16 protein-coding genes are annotated in these 16,436 nt (G+C 66.0%); 12 read left to right on the top strand and 4 right to left on the bottom strand.

What is annotated here, in order from left to right:
* Positions 1–2: 2 nt before the first annotated feature.
* From ACSQ3P_RS06995 to ACSQ3P_RS07020, 6 genes are all read left to right on the top strand, one after another.
* Positions 3–548 (top strand): MarR family winged helix-turn-helix transcriptional regulator, encoded by a 546-nt coding sequence (locus ACSQ3P_RS06995; RefSeq protein WP_436164843.1) that lies wholly within the window; start codon positions 3–5, stop codon positions 546–548.
* On the top strand, positions 545–1,378 hold the full coding sequence (locus ACSQ3P_RS07000; protein ID WP_436164844.1) for an enoyl-CoA hydratase family protein: 834 nt from the start codon (positions 545–547) through the stop codon (positions 1,376–1,378). Before ACSQ3P_RS06995 ends, ACSQ3P_RS07000 begins: the two co-directional genes overlap by 4 nt.
* 1 nt (position 1,379) lies before the next feature.
* Positions 1,380–2,591: an acyl-CoA dehydrogenase family protein gene (locus ACSQ3P_RS07005; protein ID WP_436164845.1), complete on the top strand. Its 1,212-nt coding sequence runs from the start codon at positions 1,380–1,382 to the stop codon at positions 2,589–2,591.
* Entirely contained in the window at positions 2,588–4,231 is a 1,644-nt protein-coding gene (locus tag ACSQ3P_RS07010; protein WP_436164846.1) for a benzoate-CoA ligase family protein, read from the top strand. The genes ACSQ3P_RS07005 and ACSQ3P_RS07010 overlap by 4 nt, the downstream gene beginning before the upstream one ends.
* A 46-nt stretch (positions 4,232–4,277) precedes the next feature.
* Positions 4,278–4,685 carry a RidA family protein gene (locus ACSQ3P_RS07015; RefSeq protein ID WP_436164847.1) on the top strand — a complete coding sequence of 136 codons (408 nt, stop codon included), beginning with the start codon at positions 4,278–4,280 and terminating at the stop codon, positions 4,683–4,685.
* A gap of 186 nt (positions 4,686–4,871) precedes the next feature.
* Positions 4,872–5,750, top strand: coding sequence for an EF-hand domain-containing protein (locus ACSQ3P_RS07020; protein WP_436164848.1), 879 nt, complete (start codon positions 4,872–4,874; stop codon positions 5,748–5,750).
* An 83-nt stretch (positions 5,751–5,833) separates the two neighbouring features.
* Here ACSQ3P_RS07020 and cysN read toward each other — a convergent pair whose 3' ends face one another.
* The 4 genes from cysN to ACSQ3P_RS07040 form a co-directional block, all read right to left on the bottom strand.
* Positions 5,834–7,468, bottom strand: coding sequence for a sulfate adenylyltransferase subunit CysN (gene cysN, locus ACSQ3P_RS07025; RefSeq protein WP_436164849.1), 1,635 nt, complete (start codon positions 7,466–7,468; stop codon positions 5,834–5,836).
* A complete protein-coding gene (gene cysD / locus ACSQ3P_RS07030; protein ID WP_436164850.1) occupies positions 7,468–8,370 on the bottom strand; it encodes a sulfate adenylyltransferase subunit CysD in 903 nt (300 codons plus the stop codon). The genes cysN and cysD overlap by 1 nt, the downstream gene beginning before the upstream one ends.
* Positions 8,367–9,197 carry a phosphoadenylyl-sulfate reductase gene (locus ACSQ3P_RS07035; RefSeq protein WP_436164851.1) on the bottom strand — a complete coding sequence of 277 codons (831 nt, stop codon included), beginning with the start codon at positions 9,195–9,197 and terminating at the stop codon, positions 8,367–8,369. Before ACSQ3P_RS07035 ends, cysD begins: the two co-directional genes overlap by 4 nt.
* Before the next feature lie 187 nt (positions 9,198–9,384).
* On the bottom strand, positions 9,385–10,170 hold the full coding sequence (locus ACSQ3P_RS07040) for an SDR family oxidoreductase (protein ID WP_436164852.1): 786 nt from the start codon (positions 10,168–10,170) through the stop codon (positions 9,385–9,387).
* 267 nt (positions 10,171–10,437) lie between these two features.
* Between ACSQ3P_RS07040 and ACSQ3P_RS07045 the strand changes: the two genes are divergently transcribed.
* The 6 genes from ACSQ3P_RS07045 (at position 10,438) to ACSQ3P_RS07070 (ending at position 16,425) form a co-directional block, all read left to right on the top strand.
* Positions 10,438–11,634 carry an ABC transporter substrate-binding protein gene (locus ACSQ3P_RS07045; protein ID WP_436164853.1) on the top strand — a complete coding sequence of 399 codons (1,197 nt, stop codon included), beginning with the start codon at positions 10,438–10,440 and terminating at the stop codon, positions 11,632–11,634.
* A gap of 185 nt (positions 11,635–11,819) precedes the next feature.
* On the top strand, positions 11,820–12,674 hold the full coding sequence (locus tag ACSQ3P_RS07050) for a branched-chain amino acid ABC transporter permease (protein ID WP_436164854.1): 855 nt from the start codon (positions 11,820–11,822) through the stop codon (positions 12,672–12,674).
* 1 nt (position 12,675) lies between these two features.
* On the top strand, positions 12,676–13,707 hold the full coding sequence (locus ACSQ3P_RS07055) for a branched-chain amino acid ABC transporter permease (RefSeq protein WP_436164855.1): 1,032 nt from the start codon (positions 12,676–12,678) through the stop codon (positions 13,705–13,707).
* The gene (locus ACSQ3P_RS07060) at positions 13,704–14,486 is read left to right on the top strand and encodes an ABC transporter ATP-binding protein (protein ID WP_436164856.1); all 783 of its coding nucleotides are present in this window, start codon (positions 13,704–13,706) and stop codon (positions 14,484–14,486) included. The genes ACSQ3P_RS07055 and ACSQ3P_RS07060 overlap by 4 nt, the downstream gene beginning before the upstream one ends.
* Positions 14,487–14,517: 31 nt before the next feature.
* Positions 14,518–15,261 (top strand): ABC transporter ATP-binding protein, encoded by a 744-nt coding sequence (locus ACSQ3P_RS07065; protein WP_436165178.1) that lies wholly within the window; start codon positions 14,518–14,520, stop codon positions 15,259–15,261.
* A 54-nt stretch (positions 15,262–15,315) separates the two neighbouring features.
* The gene (locus ACSQ3P_RS07070) at positions 15,316–16,425 is read left to right on the top strand and encodes a 5-methyltetrahydropteroyltriglutamate--homocysteine S-methyltransferase (RefSeq protein WP_436164857.1); all 1,110 of its coding nucleotides are present in this window, start codon (positions 15,316–15,318) and stop codon (positions 16,423–16,425) included.
* The last annotated feature ends 11 nt before the right edge of the window (positions 16,426–16,436 follow it).

Below are 16,436 nucleotides of genomic sequence, written 5' to 3' on the forward strand. Positions count from 1 at the left end.
CCATGGAAACGCCCTCCCCCAGCCTCGTGCTCGACCGCGAGACCAAGGCCAGCGAACGCCCCGGCGATCACAAGGACGAATTGCGGCTCTGGCTCAGAATGCTGACCTGCTCGACCCTGATCGAGACCGAGATCCGCAACCGCCTGCGCGAGGAGTTCAAGACGACGCTGCCGCGCTTCGACCTGATGGCGCAGCTCGAGAAATCGACCACCGGCATGACCGTCGGCGAGGTCTCGCAGCGATTGATGGTCTCGAACGGCAACGTCACCGCCGTCGTCGCCGGCCTGCTGGCCGACGGGCTCGTCGACAAGCGCGCCGCCGCGCAGGACCGGCGCGTGCAGGTGCTGACGCTGACGGCGCAGGGGCGCAAAGCCTTCAAGGCGATGGCCGAGCGGCATGAGGGCTGGATCGCGGAGCTTTTTGCCGGGCTCGACCATGCCGAGACCACGCAATTGTTCCGGTTGCTCGGCCGCACCAAGACCTCCCTGCATGCGGCCATCGCGCAGCGCGCCAATGGAGACAAGGCAGCCAACGGAGACAAAGCATGAGCCTCGCCAACGCCACGACCTTGCCGCTGGCGGATTTCACGCCGGCGCATTTCCAACTGAACGTCGCCGGCAAGGTCGCGACGGTGACGCTGAATCGACCTGAGAAAAAGAATCCGCTGACCTTCGCAAGCTACCGCGAACTCACCGATTTCTTCCTCGCCGCGCAGAAGGAAGAGGACGTCAAGGCGATCGTCGTCACCGGCGCCGGCGGTAACTTCTCCTCAGGCGGCGACGTCTTCGAAATCATCGGGCCTCTGGTCGCGATGGAGACCAAGGAGCTGCTGAAGTTCACCCGCATGACCGGCGAACTGGTCAAGGCGATGCGCGCCTGCCCGCAGCCTGTCATCGCCGCGATCGACGGCATCTGCGCCGGCGCGGGTGCGATCATGGCGATGGCGTCGGATCTGCGGCTGGGCACGGCCGAGGCCAAGATTGCCTTCCTGTTCAACCGCGTCGGCCTGGCCGGCTGCGACATGGGCGCCTGCGCGATGCTACCGCGCATCGTCGGCCAGGGACGCGCAGCCGAACTGCTCTACACCGGCCGCGTGTTGAAGGGCGAGGACGCCGAACGCTGGGGGTTCCTCAACCGGCTCGTGACCAAGGAGAGCCTGCTCGCTGACGCCCAGGTGCTCGCCGCCGAGCTCGCCGACGGGCCGACCTTCGCCAACGCCATGACCAAGCGCATGCTCGAAATGGAATGGGCGATGTCGGTCGAGAGCGCGATCGAGGCAGAGGCCGTGGCGCAGGCTCTATGCATGCAGACCGAGGATTTCACCCGCGCCTACCACGCCTTCGCCAACAAGCAGAAGCCGGTCTTCGAGGGGAATTGAGATGGCGGGCAGCGGCATTCTCGGCATGGCGATCCTGGACGACACGCTCGACTGGCCCTTCTTCGAGGATCGCCATCGCCGCTTCGCCGGGACGCTTTCGGCCTGGGCCGACACCACCCTGCCCGGCTTGCCGCATGACGATGTCGACGCCGCCTGTCGGGCCCGCGTCAAGGCACTTGGCGAGGCGGGCTTCCTCAAGGCAGTCGTGCCGGCTGCCTATGGCGGCCTGAGCGAGACGCTCGACGTCCGCACGCTTTGCCTCGCCCGCGAGATTTTGGCGGCGCGCGACGGGCTCGCCGATTTCGCCTTCGCCATGCAGGGGCTCGGCACGGGGTCGATCACGCTCGCAGGCTCGGAGGCGATGAAGCAGCGCATCCTACCCGGCATCCGCGACGGCAAGCGCATCGCCGCCTTCGCATTATCGGAACAGGAAGCGGGTTCCGACGTCGCCGCAATGGCGACGACCGCGACGCCGGACGGCAACACGCATATCCGGATCGACGGCGAAAAAACCTGGATTTCGAATGGCGGGATCGCCGACCACTATGTCGTCTTCGCCCGCTCCGGTGAGGCGCCCGGCGCGCGCGGCCTCTCGGCTTATCTGGTCGAGGCGGACACGCCGGGCCTGAGCATTGCCGAGCGCATCGACGTGATCGCGCCGCACCCGCTCGCCACCTTGCGCTTCGATGCCTGCCGCATCCCGGTCGAGAACCGCATCGGCGGCCCCGGCGACGGCTTCAAGGTCGCGATGGCGACGCTCGACATCTTCCGCTCGACAGTTGGCGCAGCCGCACTGGGTTTCGCAAGGCGGGCGCTGCACGAGACGGTCTCGCACGCCAATGGCCGCAAGCTCTTCGGCGGCACGCTCGGCGACCTGCAATTGTCGCAAGCCGCTATCGCCGACAGCGCGGCCGAGGTCGATGCCGCAGCGCTGCTGGTCTATCGCGCCGCCTGGACCAAGGACCGCGGCGCGCCCCGCGTCACCCGCGAGGCGGCGCTCGCCAAACTCGTCGCAACAGAGAACGCCCAGCGCGTCATCGACCGTGCCGTCCAGATCCATGGCGGGCTCGGCGTGACCAAGGGCGTCAAGGTGGAGGAACTGTACCGGGAAATCAGGGCCTTGCGCATTTATGAGGGCGCCAGCGAGGTCCAGAAGGTCGTGATCGCACGCGACCTGCTGAAGACACATGCCGCTAGGCAGGGGGCGAGATGACAGCAACCGGATTCGCGAGATCGGGACATGAGGACGGTTTCGCGCGGGACAACCTGCCGCCGCGCGAGAGCTGGCCCGATCTCAGGCTGACAGAAGCGGGGCTGACCTATCCGGAACGGCTCAATGTCGTCACGGAACTGCTCGACCGCCATATCTCGGAAGGGCGCGGCGGGCGGACCGCGATCATCGCGGGCGATCTGCACTGGAGCTATGCCGATCTCGCCGAACAGGTGAACCGCATCGCCAATGTGCTGACCCGCGACCTCGGCATGGTCGCGGGCAACCGCGTGCTGCTGCGCGCCGCCAACACGCCGATGATGGTGGCGAGCTATTTCGCCGTGCTGAAGGCCGGCGGCGTCGTGGTCGCGACCATGCCGATGCTGCGCGTGGGTGAACTGGTCTATCCAATCCGCAAGGCGAAGATTTCGCTGGCGCTGTGCGACCATCGCCTGCTCGCCGACCTGGAGGCAGCCCAGGCCCAGGCGCCGGAGCTGACACGGATCGTGAGCTGGGGCGACGAGGCGGCCGGTAGCCTCGACACGCTGATGCGCCAGCCCGGTTATGAGAGCTTCACTGCCGCCGACACAGCGAGCGACGATGTCTGCCTGATCGGCTTCACCTCCGGCACGACCGGCGAGCCCAAGGGCACGATGCATTTCCAGCGCGACATCCTGGCAATCTGCGACTGCTATGGCGCCCGCGTGCTCAAGGCCTCGCCGGAGGACCGCTTCATCGGCTCGCCGCCGCTCGCCTTCACCTTCGGGCTCGGCGGGCTCGTGCTCTTCCCGATGCGGATCGGCGCGGCGATGATCCTGCCGGAGAAGGCCGGCCCGCCCGACCTGATAGATGCGATCGAGCGTCATAAGGCCTCCGTCGTCTTCACCGCGCCGACGGCCTATCGCGCCATGCTCGACCGGCTCGAGGGGCGCGACATTTCCAGCCTGCGCATCTGCGTCTCAGCCGGCGAGGCCCTGCCCAAGCCGACTTTCGAGGCTTGGGCTGCCAAGACCGGCCTGCCGCTGATGGACGGCATCGGCGCGACCGAGATGCTGCACATCTTCATCGGTGCACCGCGCGAGAAGATCAGGCCGGGCGCGACCGGTCTCCCCGTTCCCGGCTATGAGGCCAAGATCGTCGACGAGGCCGGCGTCGAGTGCCCCGACGGCACGCCCGGCCGGCTGGCGGTACGCGGCCCGACAGGCTGCCGCTATCTCGCCGACGCGCGCCAGGCCAGATATGTGCTGGATGGCTGGAACATCACCGGCGACACCTATCTGCGCGATGCCGACGGCTATTTCTGGTACCAGGCCCGCTCCGACGACATGATCATCTCGGCCGGCTACAACATCGCCGGCCCCGAGGTCGAAATCTGCCTGCTGACGCACCCTGCGGTCGCCGAATGCGGTGTCGTCGGCGCGCCCTGCCCAGACCGGGGACAGATCGTCAAAGCCTATGTCGTGCTGCGCGAGGGCTTCCTGGGCGATGCGAACCTCGTCAAGGAGTTGCAGGACCACGTGAAAGCCCATATCGCGCCCTATAAATATCCGCGCGCCGTCGCCTTCGTGACGGCGCTGCCCAAAACGCCGACCGGCAAGCTGCAGCGCTTCGCATTGCGCGAGATCGCGCGCGGCGAGGCCTGACCCTTCTTCGAAACACGAGCCGGAACGGCCCAACCGAGGCGACACCATGTCGAGTGCTGCAACACAACGCGCCATCCTGCCGGAGGGCTGGCCCACGCCACGCGGCTATGCGAACGGCATGGTCGCGGAGGGGCGCGTCCTGGTCACCGGCGGGCTCGTCGGCTGGGACGCGGCCGGCGTCTTCGCGCAGGGCTTCCTGCCGCAGCTTCGACAGACGCTGGTCAACATCAAGGCCGTGGTCGAAGCAGGCGGCGGGCAGGTCGAGGATATCGTCCGGCTGACCTGGTACGTCACCGACATCGCGACCTATCGCGCCAGCCTGAAGGAGATGGGGCCGGTCTATCGCGAGGTGCTCGGCCGACATTTCCCCGCCATGGCTGTGGTGCAGGTGGTGGCGCTGGTCGAGCCGCAGGCCCTGATCGAGATCGAGGCGACCGCGGTCATCGGCCGCTGAAGGCCTGACCCGTGAAGGCCTGGCCGGCGCGGTGATTATGTTTCCATATGTTTCGGTAGCCGCATTTCGAAAACAAGCGAAACCAAGATCTTTTCCGCAATGGCACAGGCTTAGCGATCCGGCATGGATTTCTCGTTGACTCTGTTTGCGCCGTCGACCGGCGGCAATCAGTGATGGAGACATTTCATGTCGAGCATCGGCAGCGTTGGTGGCTTTCGTCCGCCTCCGCCGAAACCACCCAGCTTCGATACACTAGACGGCGACAGCAGCGGCTCGCTCAGCCTCGACGAGTTCCAGAGCGGAGCTCCCAAAGGCACTGACACCGCCAAGAGCGAAGCGCTTTTCAAGGCTATCGACAGCGACAGCGACGGCTCGGTTACAAAGGCCGAATCGGATGCGTTCAAGGCCAAGGCCGAAAAGGCAGGCCAGCAGCTGCAATCCTTCCTGTTCGGGCTTCAATCCGGCCAGACCAGCAGCGCCAGCGACAGCACGACGAGCGACGAGACCGACATCTTCTCGCAGATCGATGCGAACTCCGACGGCAGCATCGCCAAGGACGAGTTCACCCAGGCCTTCTCCATGGGCACGAGCGACTCGACCAGCGCCTTGGGCGACCTCTTCGACGCGATCGATTCCGACTCCGACGGCTCGATCTCGAAGGACGAGCAGACTGCCTTCCAGGACACGCTCAAGGCTGCCGGACCGCCGCCACCTCCGCCGCCTGCGCAGGACGCCTCCAGCGAGGATTCCGACGATCAGGACATCTTCTCGCAGCTCGATGCGAATTCCGATGGCAGCGTCGCCAAGGACGAATTCCTGAGCGCGCTGTCTTCGGACAAGACGGCTTCCAGCGATCTTCTGAGCAAGCTGTTCGATGCAATCGATTCCGACAAGAACGGATCGATTTCCAAGGACGAGCAGACCGCCTTCCAGCAAGCGTCGGACAAGCGCGGGCCTCCGCCCCAGCCCTCGGCCGCGTTCCTCAACGCCTCGCAGAGCTATGGCAACGTCTACCAGTTGGGAGCCTCGAGCTCCGCAACCAGCAGCTATTCGCAGGCGGCGTGATCTCCATCGCCTGACCAACTCCGGCCGGCAGAACGCCGGTCGGCGTCTCCAAGATACCTTCGTCTCTCAGATACCTGCGTCTCTCAGATACCTGCGCCGTCCTGCAACGCCGAGCCTGCGCGCTCGCGCCACAGCAGCGCGTGGAGCCTGCGCAGCAGCGGCCGCAGGGCGATATCCCCCAGCGCCAGCACAGCGGATATGCCGACCTGCTCGGTTACCGCCCAGGCCGCCAGGAACAGCCCGGCGGTGCTCAACAGCCGCCAGCTCACCGCAGCCAGCCACAACCGGCGATCGGGCGTGCCGGAACGGCCGACCGTCCTAATCAGCGCCTGCCGCAGGCGCGCCAGCGGGCCAATCGCCGCGCCACCGGCCGAGCCTGCGCCCGCAGCCGCCTCGACGAAACCGAAAGCGACCGTCTCGTTGCTGATCCGGTCGATCAGGATGAAGCCGCCAAGCTCACGGTTCTCCTGGTAAGGCAGGGCGATAATGGGCTTGTCGAGCTTCAAGCTAACGAAGCCGATGCCGTTCATGCGCAGGCTCTGGGCCGGCACCGGACGGAAACCTTCGATATCGATGCTGTGATGCAGCGCGTCCAGCGTCGCATTGGCGCTTTGCGTCGCGAGCTTGAGCAGGAACTGGCCGCCCTGCAGCAAAGCCCGCTCGCCGGTCCAGAGCAGGCGCGCCTTCACTTCGCGGCTGACCGGCATGGATGAAGACGCAGCGACGATGACATCGCCGCGCGAGACATCGACATCGTCTTCCAGCGTCACGGTCACCGCCTGGCCGACGGCGGCGTTGCTGGCCTCGCCTGCCGTCCCGATCAAACGGGCGATGCGGCTCGCGCGCCCCGAGGGCAGGACAGTCACGGCATCGCCGACGCGCGCCCGACCGCGCACGGCCAGGCCGGCATAGCCGCGGAAATCGAGATTGGGCCGGTTGACCCATTGCACCGGCAGCACGAAGCCCTCTTCGCCCTGCTGCTCCGGCGCGACCGCGATGGTTTCGAGCAGGGGCAGCAGCGCCGGGCCGTCATGCCAGGGCATCGCGGGCGAGCGACGCATCACATTCTCGCCGTCGCGCGCCGAGACCGGGATGAAGCGGACCGAGGCGAAGCCCAGCGACTTCGTCGCCTCGCGATAATCCTCGACGATGCGGCGGAAGACGGTCTCGTCATAGCCAACGAGGTCCATCTTGTTGACCGCGACCACGACATGGCGGACGCCCACCAGCGAGACGATGAAGGAATGCCGCCGCGTCTGCGGCAGCAGGCCTTTGCGCGCATCGATCAGGATGATGGCGAGATCGGCGGTCGAGGCGCCTGTCGCCATGTTGCGGGTGTATTGCTCGTGACCGGGCGTGTCGGCGACGATGAAGCTGCGCTTCTCCGTGGCGAAATAGCGATAGGCGACATCGATGGTGATGCCCTGCTCGCGCTCGGCCGACAAGCCGTCGACGAGCAAGGCGAAATCGGGTTGCGTCCCTTGCGTGCCGAATTTACGGGAATCGGCGTCGAGCGTGTCGAGCTGATCGTCCAGCACCGCACCGGCCTCATAGAGCATCCGGCCGATCAGCGTCGACTTGCCGTCATCGACCGAGCCGCAGGTGATGAAGCGCAGCAAGGAATGCTGGCCCGAGGCCCCGAGCCCGGTCGAGTCATTGGCAGGAACCTGCCCGGCAGCCGGGCCCGAGGACCGCTTCTCCTTGGCCAGCGCGGTCATCAGAAATAGCCTTCCTGCTTCTTCTGCTCCATCGAGCCTGCGCCGTCATGGTCGATGACGCGGCCCTGCCGCTCCGACGAGCGCGAGGAGCGCATCTCGGCGATGATCTCGGTCAGGCTCGCGGCTTCGCTCTCGACCGCTCCCGTCAGCGGGTAGCAGCCGAGCGTGCGGAAGCGGACCATGCGGCTCTCGACGACCTCGTCGGGCAGGAGTTCCATGCGCTCGTCGTCGCGCATGATCCAGGCGCCGTCGCGCTTCACCACCGGGCGCGGAGCGGCGAAATAAAGTGGCACGACCGGGATATTCTCGAGCGCGATGTAGTCCCAGACGTCGCGCTCGGTCCAATTGGAGAGCGGGAACACGCGAAAACTTTCGCCCTTGTGCTTGCGGGTGTTGAACAATTGCCAGGGCTCGGGTCGCTGGTTCTTCGGGTCCCAGCGATGCTCGGGCGAGCGCAGGGAGAAGACGCGCTCCTTGGCGCGGCTCTTCTCCTCATCACGCCGGGCGCCGCCGAAGGCCGCGTCGAATTTGTGCAGGTCGAGCGCCTGTTTCAGGCCTTGCGTCTTCATCACATCGGTATGGATGCGCGAGCCCGAGGCGAAGGGGCCGATGCCGGCCTTCACGCCCTCCTGGTTGACATGCACGATGAGATCGAGCCCGAGCCGGGCGGCGGTCTCGTCGCGGAAGGCGATCATCTCGCGGAATTTCCAGGTCGTATCGACATGGAGCAGCGGGAAAGGCGGCTTGGCCGGATAGAACGCCTTCATGGCGAGATGCAGCAGGACGGCGGAATCCTTGCCGATCGAATAGAGCAGCACCGGCTTGTCGCAGGTCGCCACGACCTCGCGGATGATGAAGATGGCCTCGGCTTCGAGCTTCTGGAGATGGCTGAGCTGGATCATGCGCCTGCCTCCAGCGAAGCGGGCTTCGCCCGCGTCAATTTCCCGTCCGGCCCGACATGGAGCCCGCATTCCTTGGCCGCATCGTCCTCCCACCACCAGCGCCCGGCGCGCTCATGCTCGCCGGGGCGGATGGCGCGTGTGCAGGGCTGGCAGCCGATCGAGACGAAACCCTTCTCGTGCAGCGGATTCAGCGGAACGCCATTCGCCTTGGCGAAGGCGAGCGTCCTGTCGCGCGACCAGTCGAGCAACGGGCTGAGCTTGATCAGCCCCCTCGCCGCCTCGGCCTCGGCGAAGCAGACGCCGCCGCGCGCGGCCGACTGATCGGCCCGCAGGCCGGTGATCCAGATATCGGCGCCGGCCAGCGCCCGTCCGAGCGGCTCCACCTTGCGAATGTCGCAGCAGGCCTTGCGCGCCTCGCGCGAGGTGTAGAAGCCATCGAGGCCATATTCGCCGACAAACCCTTCGACCGCGTCATGGCGTGGATAGAAGGGCAGGATCCGAACACCGAAATGCGCCTCGGTCTCTTTCCAGAGCGCATGCACCTCGGGAAACAGCCGGTCGGTGTCGAGCGTCACGATCTCAACCGGAAGCCCGGCAGCAATGATGAAATGGGTGAGGACCTGGTCCTCCAGGCCGAAGCTGGTCGTGAAGACGAGGCGACCATGCGCGGCTGCCGCGGCACCAGCAAGCCGGGCAGCGACATCCGCCGCACCGAACGCCTCGTTCAAGGCCCGGGCCCGCAGCTCCAGCGTCGCGCCAGCAGTCTGGGCATCCGAAGGGGTGATCTGACCGGGTAGGCCCGGCGCATTCAAAGGATCGGCGGACATCGGTTTTCGCCAGATGAAGCGTTCGGTAAATCGAACGCTTCACCTAGTCCCGAAATCCCGAATGATCAATTCACAGGCAGTAGCGTGGTTTTTCTTATTTCACTTCAAAAGGAGAAAAACCTTCCGCAGCGAGGCAAACGGCCCGTTTCCGCTGCGGAATCATGGGCGCTCGCGCCCATGCGGAGCGTCAGATGCCGCGCGTGGCCCCGCCGTCGATGCGGATCTTGGCGCCGGTGACATAGCTCGCCCGCGCGCTGGCCAGGAAGGCGACGACATCGGCGAATTCCTGCGCCGTACCGTAGCGCCCAACGGGAATCGTCGCGCGCGACGCCTTTGCCGCCTCGTCGGGCGTGATGCCGGTGCGGTCGGCGGCGGCCTTGTCGAGCTGGTCGACGCGCTCGGTATGGATGCGCCCGGGCAGGACGACATTCACCGTGACGCCTTGCGCGGCGACTTCGGCCGAGAGCGTCTTCGACCAGCCGATCACCGCCGAGCGGATGCCGTTCGACAGTGCCAGGCGCGGGATCGGCTGTTCCACGCCGGACGAGGCGATGGTGATGATGCGGCCGAAGCCGCGCCCCGTCATGCCGGGCAGCAGGCCCTGCGCGAGATGGAAGAGGTTGGCCGCCATCCCCTCGAAATGCTTCAGCCAGTCCTCGCGCTTGGCCTCGCGCGCCTCGGCCGGCGGCGGGCCGCCCGAATTGCCGATCAGGATGTCGACGCCGCCGGCGCCATTGAGCTCACCAAGAAAGGCGTCGACAGCGGCGATATCCGACAGATCGAGGCTCGCCGCAGAGATGCGCCCGCGCACCGCTTCTGGACATTCAGCAATCCAGGCATTGGTCGCGGCGACGTTGCGCGCGGCCGCGATCACCGTCGCGCCCTCCGTCGCGAGCGTCCGGGCGATGGCTGCGCCGAGGCCGCGGCTCGCGCCCAGCACCAGAGCGCGCTTGTCGTGAAGGCCAAGATCCATGATGTACTCCGTCCGGTTTCCTGGGCGCACGCGTTCGCGCGCGGTCGGCTCGCTGATAGCGGCTCGGCCTCGCCAAGGGAATGGCCGCCTTCGCCGGGGCAGACAGGACGAGGACGCGTTGCGCGGGCGCGTGCTAGGTTGCGCTGGCGCGTGCTAGGCTGCAGCCGGCATCGCCTTTCGGCCAGATTGACAGATGGCATCGGCCAGCGGAAAATTGTGCGAAATCAAAATAATAGTGCGGTAATCGCACGTTTTGGGAGGGGTATCATGCCGAAATCGACAACCACCTTATCGCGCCGCGCCTTGCTGGCCCTGGGCGGCACGGCCCTCATGCTCGCCTCGGCGCCAGCACAGGCGCAGGCACAGCAGACCGTCAAGATCGGCCTGATCCTGCCGATGACCGGTCCCTTCGCCGGCGCGATCGGCCGCCAGATCGAGGCCGCCGCGAAGCTCTACATGGCCCAGAATGGCGCGAGCGTCGCGGGCAAGACGATCGAGCTGATCATCAAGGACGATACCGGCACGCCCGACGTCACCCGACGCATCGCGCAGGAGCTGCTGGTCAACGACAAGGTCTCCTTCCTGGCCGGTTTCGGGCTGACCCCGCTCGCCTTCGCGGTCGCGCCGCTGGCGACGCAGTCGAAGACGCCGCAGATCGTCATGGCGGCAGGCACGTCCTCGATCACCGAACAATCCCCCTTCATCGTGCGAACCTCCTTCACCTTGCCGCAGGTGACGATCGGCATCGCCGACTGGGCCTCCAAGAACGGCATCAAGAAGGCAATGACGCTGGTCGCCGATTACGGCCCGGGCCTCGACGCCGAGAAGTCCTTCAAGGAGCGGCTGACAGCCGCTGGCGGCGAGATCACCGGCGAGATCCGAATCCCGCTGCGCAATCCCGATTTCTCGCCCTTCCTGCAGCGCGTCACCGACGCCAAGCCCGATGCGCTCTTCGTTTTCGTGCCATCGGGCCTCGGTGTGCAGTTCATGAAGCAATTCGTCGAGCGCGGCCTGGACAAATCCGGCATTCGGCTGATCGCGACCGGCGACGTCACCGATGACGAGTCGCTCGACAGCATGGGCGACGTCACGCTCGGCCTCGTCACCACGCATCACTATTCGGCGGCCCACCCCTCGCCCGAGAACAAGGCCTTCGTCGAGGCCTTCCGCAAGGCCGCCAATGTGCGGCCCAATTTCATGGCGGTGGGCGGTTGGGACGGCATGCACCTGATCTATCAGGCGCTGAAGAAGACCAATGGCGACACCGACGGCACCAAGCTGGTCGAGGCGATGAAGGGCATGAGCTGGGTCAGCCCGCGCGGGCCGATCTCGATCGACCCCAAGACGCGCGACATCATCCAGAACGTCTATGTCCGCAAGGTCGAGAAGGTGAATGGCGAGCTCTACAATGTCGAGTTCTCGACCTTCGAGGCCGTGCCGGACCCGGTGAAGGCCGCGAAGTGAGGCACTGATCGACACCGCAACCGTCATAGCGAGCACCCGGGTCTTGCCTTCGGCAAGCCCGAGTACAGGCTCCGCGAAGCAATCCAGAGCGGCCGTGCTCGACCTCCCCCTGGATTGCTTCGTCGCTGCGCTCCTCGCAATGACGATCTAGCGCTGCCAACTCCAACCCGAGAGCGGAGCCCTCCTTGCTGACCATCCTGTTCGACGGGATCGCCTATGGCATGCTGCTCTTCGTGCTGGCGGCAGGGCTGGCCGTGACGCTCGGCTTGATGAACTTCGTCAACCTGGCGCATGGCGCCTTCGCCATGGCCGGCGGCTACGCCACCGTCATCCTGATGAACCGCTTTGGTGTGCCGTTCCTGCTGTGCCTGCCGCTCGCCTTCCTGTTCAGCGCAGTCTTGGGCTTCATCTTCGAGCGCCTGCTCTATCGGCACATGTATGAGCGCAGCCATCTCGACCAGGTGCTGTTCTCGATCGGCCTGGTTTTCATGTCGATCGCCGCGACCGACTATCTGATGGGCTCGCAGCAGCAGAACATCCATCTGCCGGCTTATCTGCAGGGCCGCGTCTTCATCGGCGGGGTCGGCATCGGCATCTACCGGCTCTTCATCGTGGTGCTCTGCGGCCTGATGGCGCTTGGCCTGCAATGGATGCTGGCGAAGACGCGCTTCGGCAGCCAGTTGCGCGCCGCCGTCGATGACCGGCGCGCCGCGCGCGGGCTCGGCATCCCGGTGGTCAAGGTTTTCGCCATCACGTTTGCCTTCGGTTCCGGGCTGGCGGGGCTGGGAGGCGCGCTCGGCGCCGAGATCGTCGGGCTCGATCCGACCTTCCCGCTCAAATTCATGCTCTACTTCCTGATCGTGGTCACGGTTGGCGGCACCTCGAGCCTGACCGGGCCGCTGCTGGCGGCGCTCATGCTCGGCGTCGCCGACGTGATGGGCAAATATCTCGTGCCGCAGCTTGGAGCCTTCATCATCTATGCGATCATGCTCGCGGTCCTGATGCTCAGGCCGCAGGGCCTGTTCGCGCGTGGGCGCTGAGATGCCCGGCAAGCCTCCCGGTACCCGGCCACAGGGGGCGCAAGCGCCCTCGCCCGCCGCCTTCCTGCAAGCGAAGGCAGCCTGGCGCTGGCCTGAAATCCTGTTCTGGATCAGCGCTTTCGGATTGATTCTTCTGTTTCCGAATCGCCATCTCCTGCTCAACGAAATCGCGATCCTGGGGCTGTTTGCGCTCTCGCTCGACCTGATCCTGGGCTATGCCGGCATTGTCTCGCTCGGACATGCCGCCTTCTTCGGCGTCGGGGCCTATGCGGCGGGGCTCTTGGCCAAGCACGGCGTGTCCGAGCCGGTGACCGGGCTCCTGTTGTCCGGGGCGGCAGCCGGCCTCGTCGGCTTCCTCGCCAGTTTCATGATCCTGCGCGGGACCGATCTGACCCGGCTGATGGTGACGCTGGGCGTCGCCCTGATCTTCCACGAACTCGCCAACCGGCTCGACTGGATCACCGGCGGCGCGGACGGCTTGCTCGGCGTCTCGGTCGGCCCGATCCTGGGCCGCTTCGATTTCGATTTCGCCGGCACCGCGGCCTATACCTACAGCCTGACCGCGACATTCCTGCTCTTCCTGCTGGCAAGGCGGATCGTGCATTCGCCTTTCGGCCTGTCGCTGAAGGCACTCAAGGACAACCGCCTGCGCGCGGCGACGATCGGCATCGCGCCGAACCGACGCATCGTCGCGATCTACACATTGGCCGCTATCTATGCCGGCATGGCAGGCGCCCTGCTCACCCAGACGACGCAGTTCGTCTCGCTGGAGGTGCTCGATTTCGCGCGCTCGGCCGACGCACTGCTGGTGCTCGTCATCGGCGGCTCCGGCTATCTCTATGGCGGGCCGATCGGCGCGATCGCCTTCAAGCTGATGAAGGACACGCTCTCGGCGATGACGCCGGCCTATTGGATCTTCTGGATGGGCTTCATCCTGGTGATCCTGGTGCTGATCGGCCGCGACCGCTTGATGGCGACACTGGCCAGGCCTTTTGCCCCGCTGCTCAGGCTGCTGGGAGCGCGCCGGCCATGACGCTCCCCCCCCAAACACTTGCCCTCCAGACGCTTGCCCTCCAAACCCTCGGCCTGAGCAAATCCTTCGGCGGCTTCAAGGCCAATTCCGAGATCTCGCTCTGCGTCGCCAAGGGCGCGCGCCATGCGCTGATCGGCCCCAACGGCGCCGGCAAGACCACCTTCATCAACCTGCTCACGGGCGTGTTGCCGGCGACATCCGGCGCAGTCCGGCTGCTGGACGAGGATGTGACGCGCGTCAGCCAGCAAGGTCGCGTCAAGCGCGGCATGGCGCGGACCTATCAGATCAACCAGCTCTTCGCCGATCTCACGCCGATCGAGACCGTCGGCCTCGCCATCGCCGAGCGCGAGGGTGCCGGTGCGCGCTGGTGGAGCCGCGTCGGCCAGAACAGCGCGGTCGTCGACGAGGCCGAGGCGCTGCTCAGGCGCATGAAGCTCGGTGAGGTGATGATGTGGCGCACCGCGACGCTGCCCTATGGCAAGCAGCGGCTGCTCGAGATCGCGCTCGCCATGGCCTGCAAGCCGAAGCTGCTCCTGCTCGACGAGCCGGCGGCCGGCGTGCCCGAGGATGAACGCCACGACGTGCTCGACAGTGTCGAGGCGCTGCCGCAGGACGTCACCGTCCTGCTGATCGAACACGACATGGAGCTGGTCTTCTCCTTCGCCGACCGGATCTCGGTCCTGGTCCAGGGCCAGCTCTTCGCGGAAGGCGGCGTCGAGGAGATTTCGACCGACCCGCGCGTGAAGGCCGTCTATCTCGGGGAGGACGCGCATGTCTGAGCCGCAAAGTCTCTTATCTAAGTCCCAAGCCATCTCCGGCCTGCTCGAAATCGACGAGCTCGTCGCCGGCTATCGCGAGGCGATCGTCATCAACGGGCTATCGCTGCGGCTTGCGGACGGCAAGGCTCTGGCGCTGCTGGGGCGCAACGGCACCGGCAAGACCACGCTGATCGACACGATCATGGGGCTGACCCGCCATGTCTCAGGCCGCATCCGCTTCAAAGGTGAAGACATCACCCATCTGCCTCCGGAAAAGCGCGCGGCGATCGGCGTCGGCTGGGTTCCGCAGGAGCGCAATATCTTCCGCTCGCTCACGGTCGAGGAGAACCTGACCGTCGTTCAGCGCGGCACGGCCTGGACGGTGGCTCGCGCCTATGAATTGTTCCCGCGCCTCGGCGAGCGCCGCCGCAATCTCGGCAACCAGCTCTCCGGCGGCGAACAGCAGATGCTGGCGGTGGCGCGCGCCCTGATGCTCAACCCCGACCTGCTGCTGCTCGACGAGCCGCTGGAGGGGCTCGCCCCGATCATCGTCGATGAATTGCTGGCTGCGATCGCCCGGCTCAACCGCGAGGACGGGCTGACCACGATCCTGGTCGAGCAGAAGGCGCGCAAGATCCTGCCCTTCACCGATGAGGCGATCATCCTTGACCGGGGCGCCATCGTTCACGCCGCGCGCTCCGAGGCGCTCCTGGCTGACGAGACGGCCATGTCCGCCCATCTCGCCGTCGCAGAACGGCCGGCCCGCTCGCGACGGTCGCCACCAACCTTCAACTAGGCCTGCCCACAACTAGGCCTGCCCGCAACCCCGCCTGATCCAAGGACCAAGACCATGACGACCAGGGCCAAGCCCCCCTTCCGCGCCGACATGGTCGGCAGCCTGCTGCGCACCGCCCCTCTCAAGCAGGCCCGCGAGACGCACGCCGCCGGGACGCTTGACGATGCCGCCTTCAAGGCGATCGAGGACGCTGAGATCCGCAAGCTGATCGCCAGGCAGGAGGCGATCGGCCTGAAGGGCGTCACCGATGGCGAGTTCCGCCGCGCCTATTGGCATTTCGACTTCATGGAGGAACTCGACGGCATCGAGGCGATCACCGCCGATTCAGGCATGAACTTCAAGGGCGGCGTCGGCATCGCCAAATCGCTGCGCATCGTCGGGAAAGTCGGCTTCAGCGGCCACCCGATGATCGAGCATTTCAAGTTCCTGCGGGACAATGTCTCTCCGGGCTCGACGCCGAAGATGACCATCCCGGGCCCGAGCATGCTGCACTACCGGGGCGGCCGGAAGATGATCAATATGGGCGTCTACCCGCAGATGGAGGCGTTCTACGGCGATGTCGGCGCGGCCTATAACAAGGCCGTCCACGCCTTCTATGATGCCGGCTGCCGCTATCTGCAGCTCGACGACATCTCGTTTGCCTATCTCTGCGACCCCGACCAGCGCGAGATGCTGCGGGCCCGCGGCGACGACCCCGAGCACCAGCCCGAGATCTATGCCGGCATGGTGCGGGCCGCGCTCAAGGACAAGCCGGCCGACCTCGCCATCACGATGCATCTCTGCCGCGGCAATTTCCGTTCGACCTTCATCGCGTCCGGCGGCTACGAGCCGATCGCCGAACTGCTGTTCAACACCATGCCGGTCGACGGCTATTTCATGGAGTGGGACAATGACCGCTCCGGCGGCTTCGAGCCCTTGCGCTTCCTGCCCAAGGGCAAGCATGTCGTGCTCGGCCTGGTGACCTCGAAAACCGGCGTGCTGGAGAGCAAGGACGATCTCAAGCGCCGCATCGACGAAGCCTCGAAATTCGTCTCACTCGACCAGCTCTGCCTGTCCCCGCAATGCGGCTTCGCCTCGACCGAGGAAGGCAATACGCTGGCCGAGGATGAGCAGTGGCGGAAGCTCGAGCTGATCGTGGAGACGGCACGCGAAGTTTGGGGCTGAGCCCCATTCCA

The sequence above is a fragment of the Allobosea sp. LjRoot9 genome, assembly GCF_964252745.1.
In the GTDB taxonomy this organism is placed as follows: Bacteria; Pseudomonadota; Alphaproteobacteria; order Rhizobiales; family Beijerinckiaceae; genus Allobosea.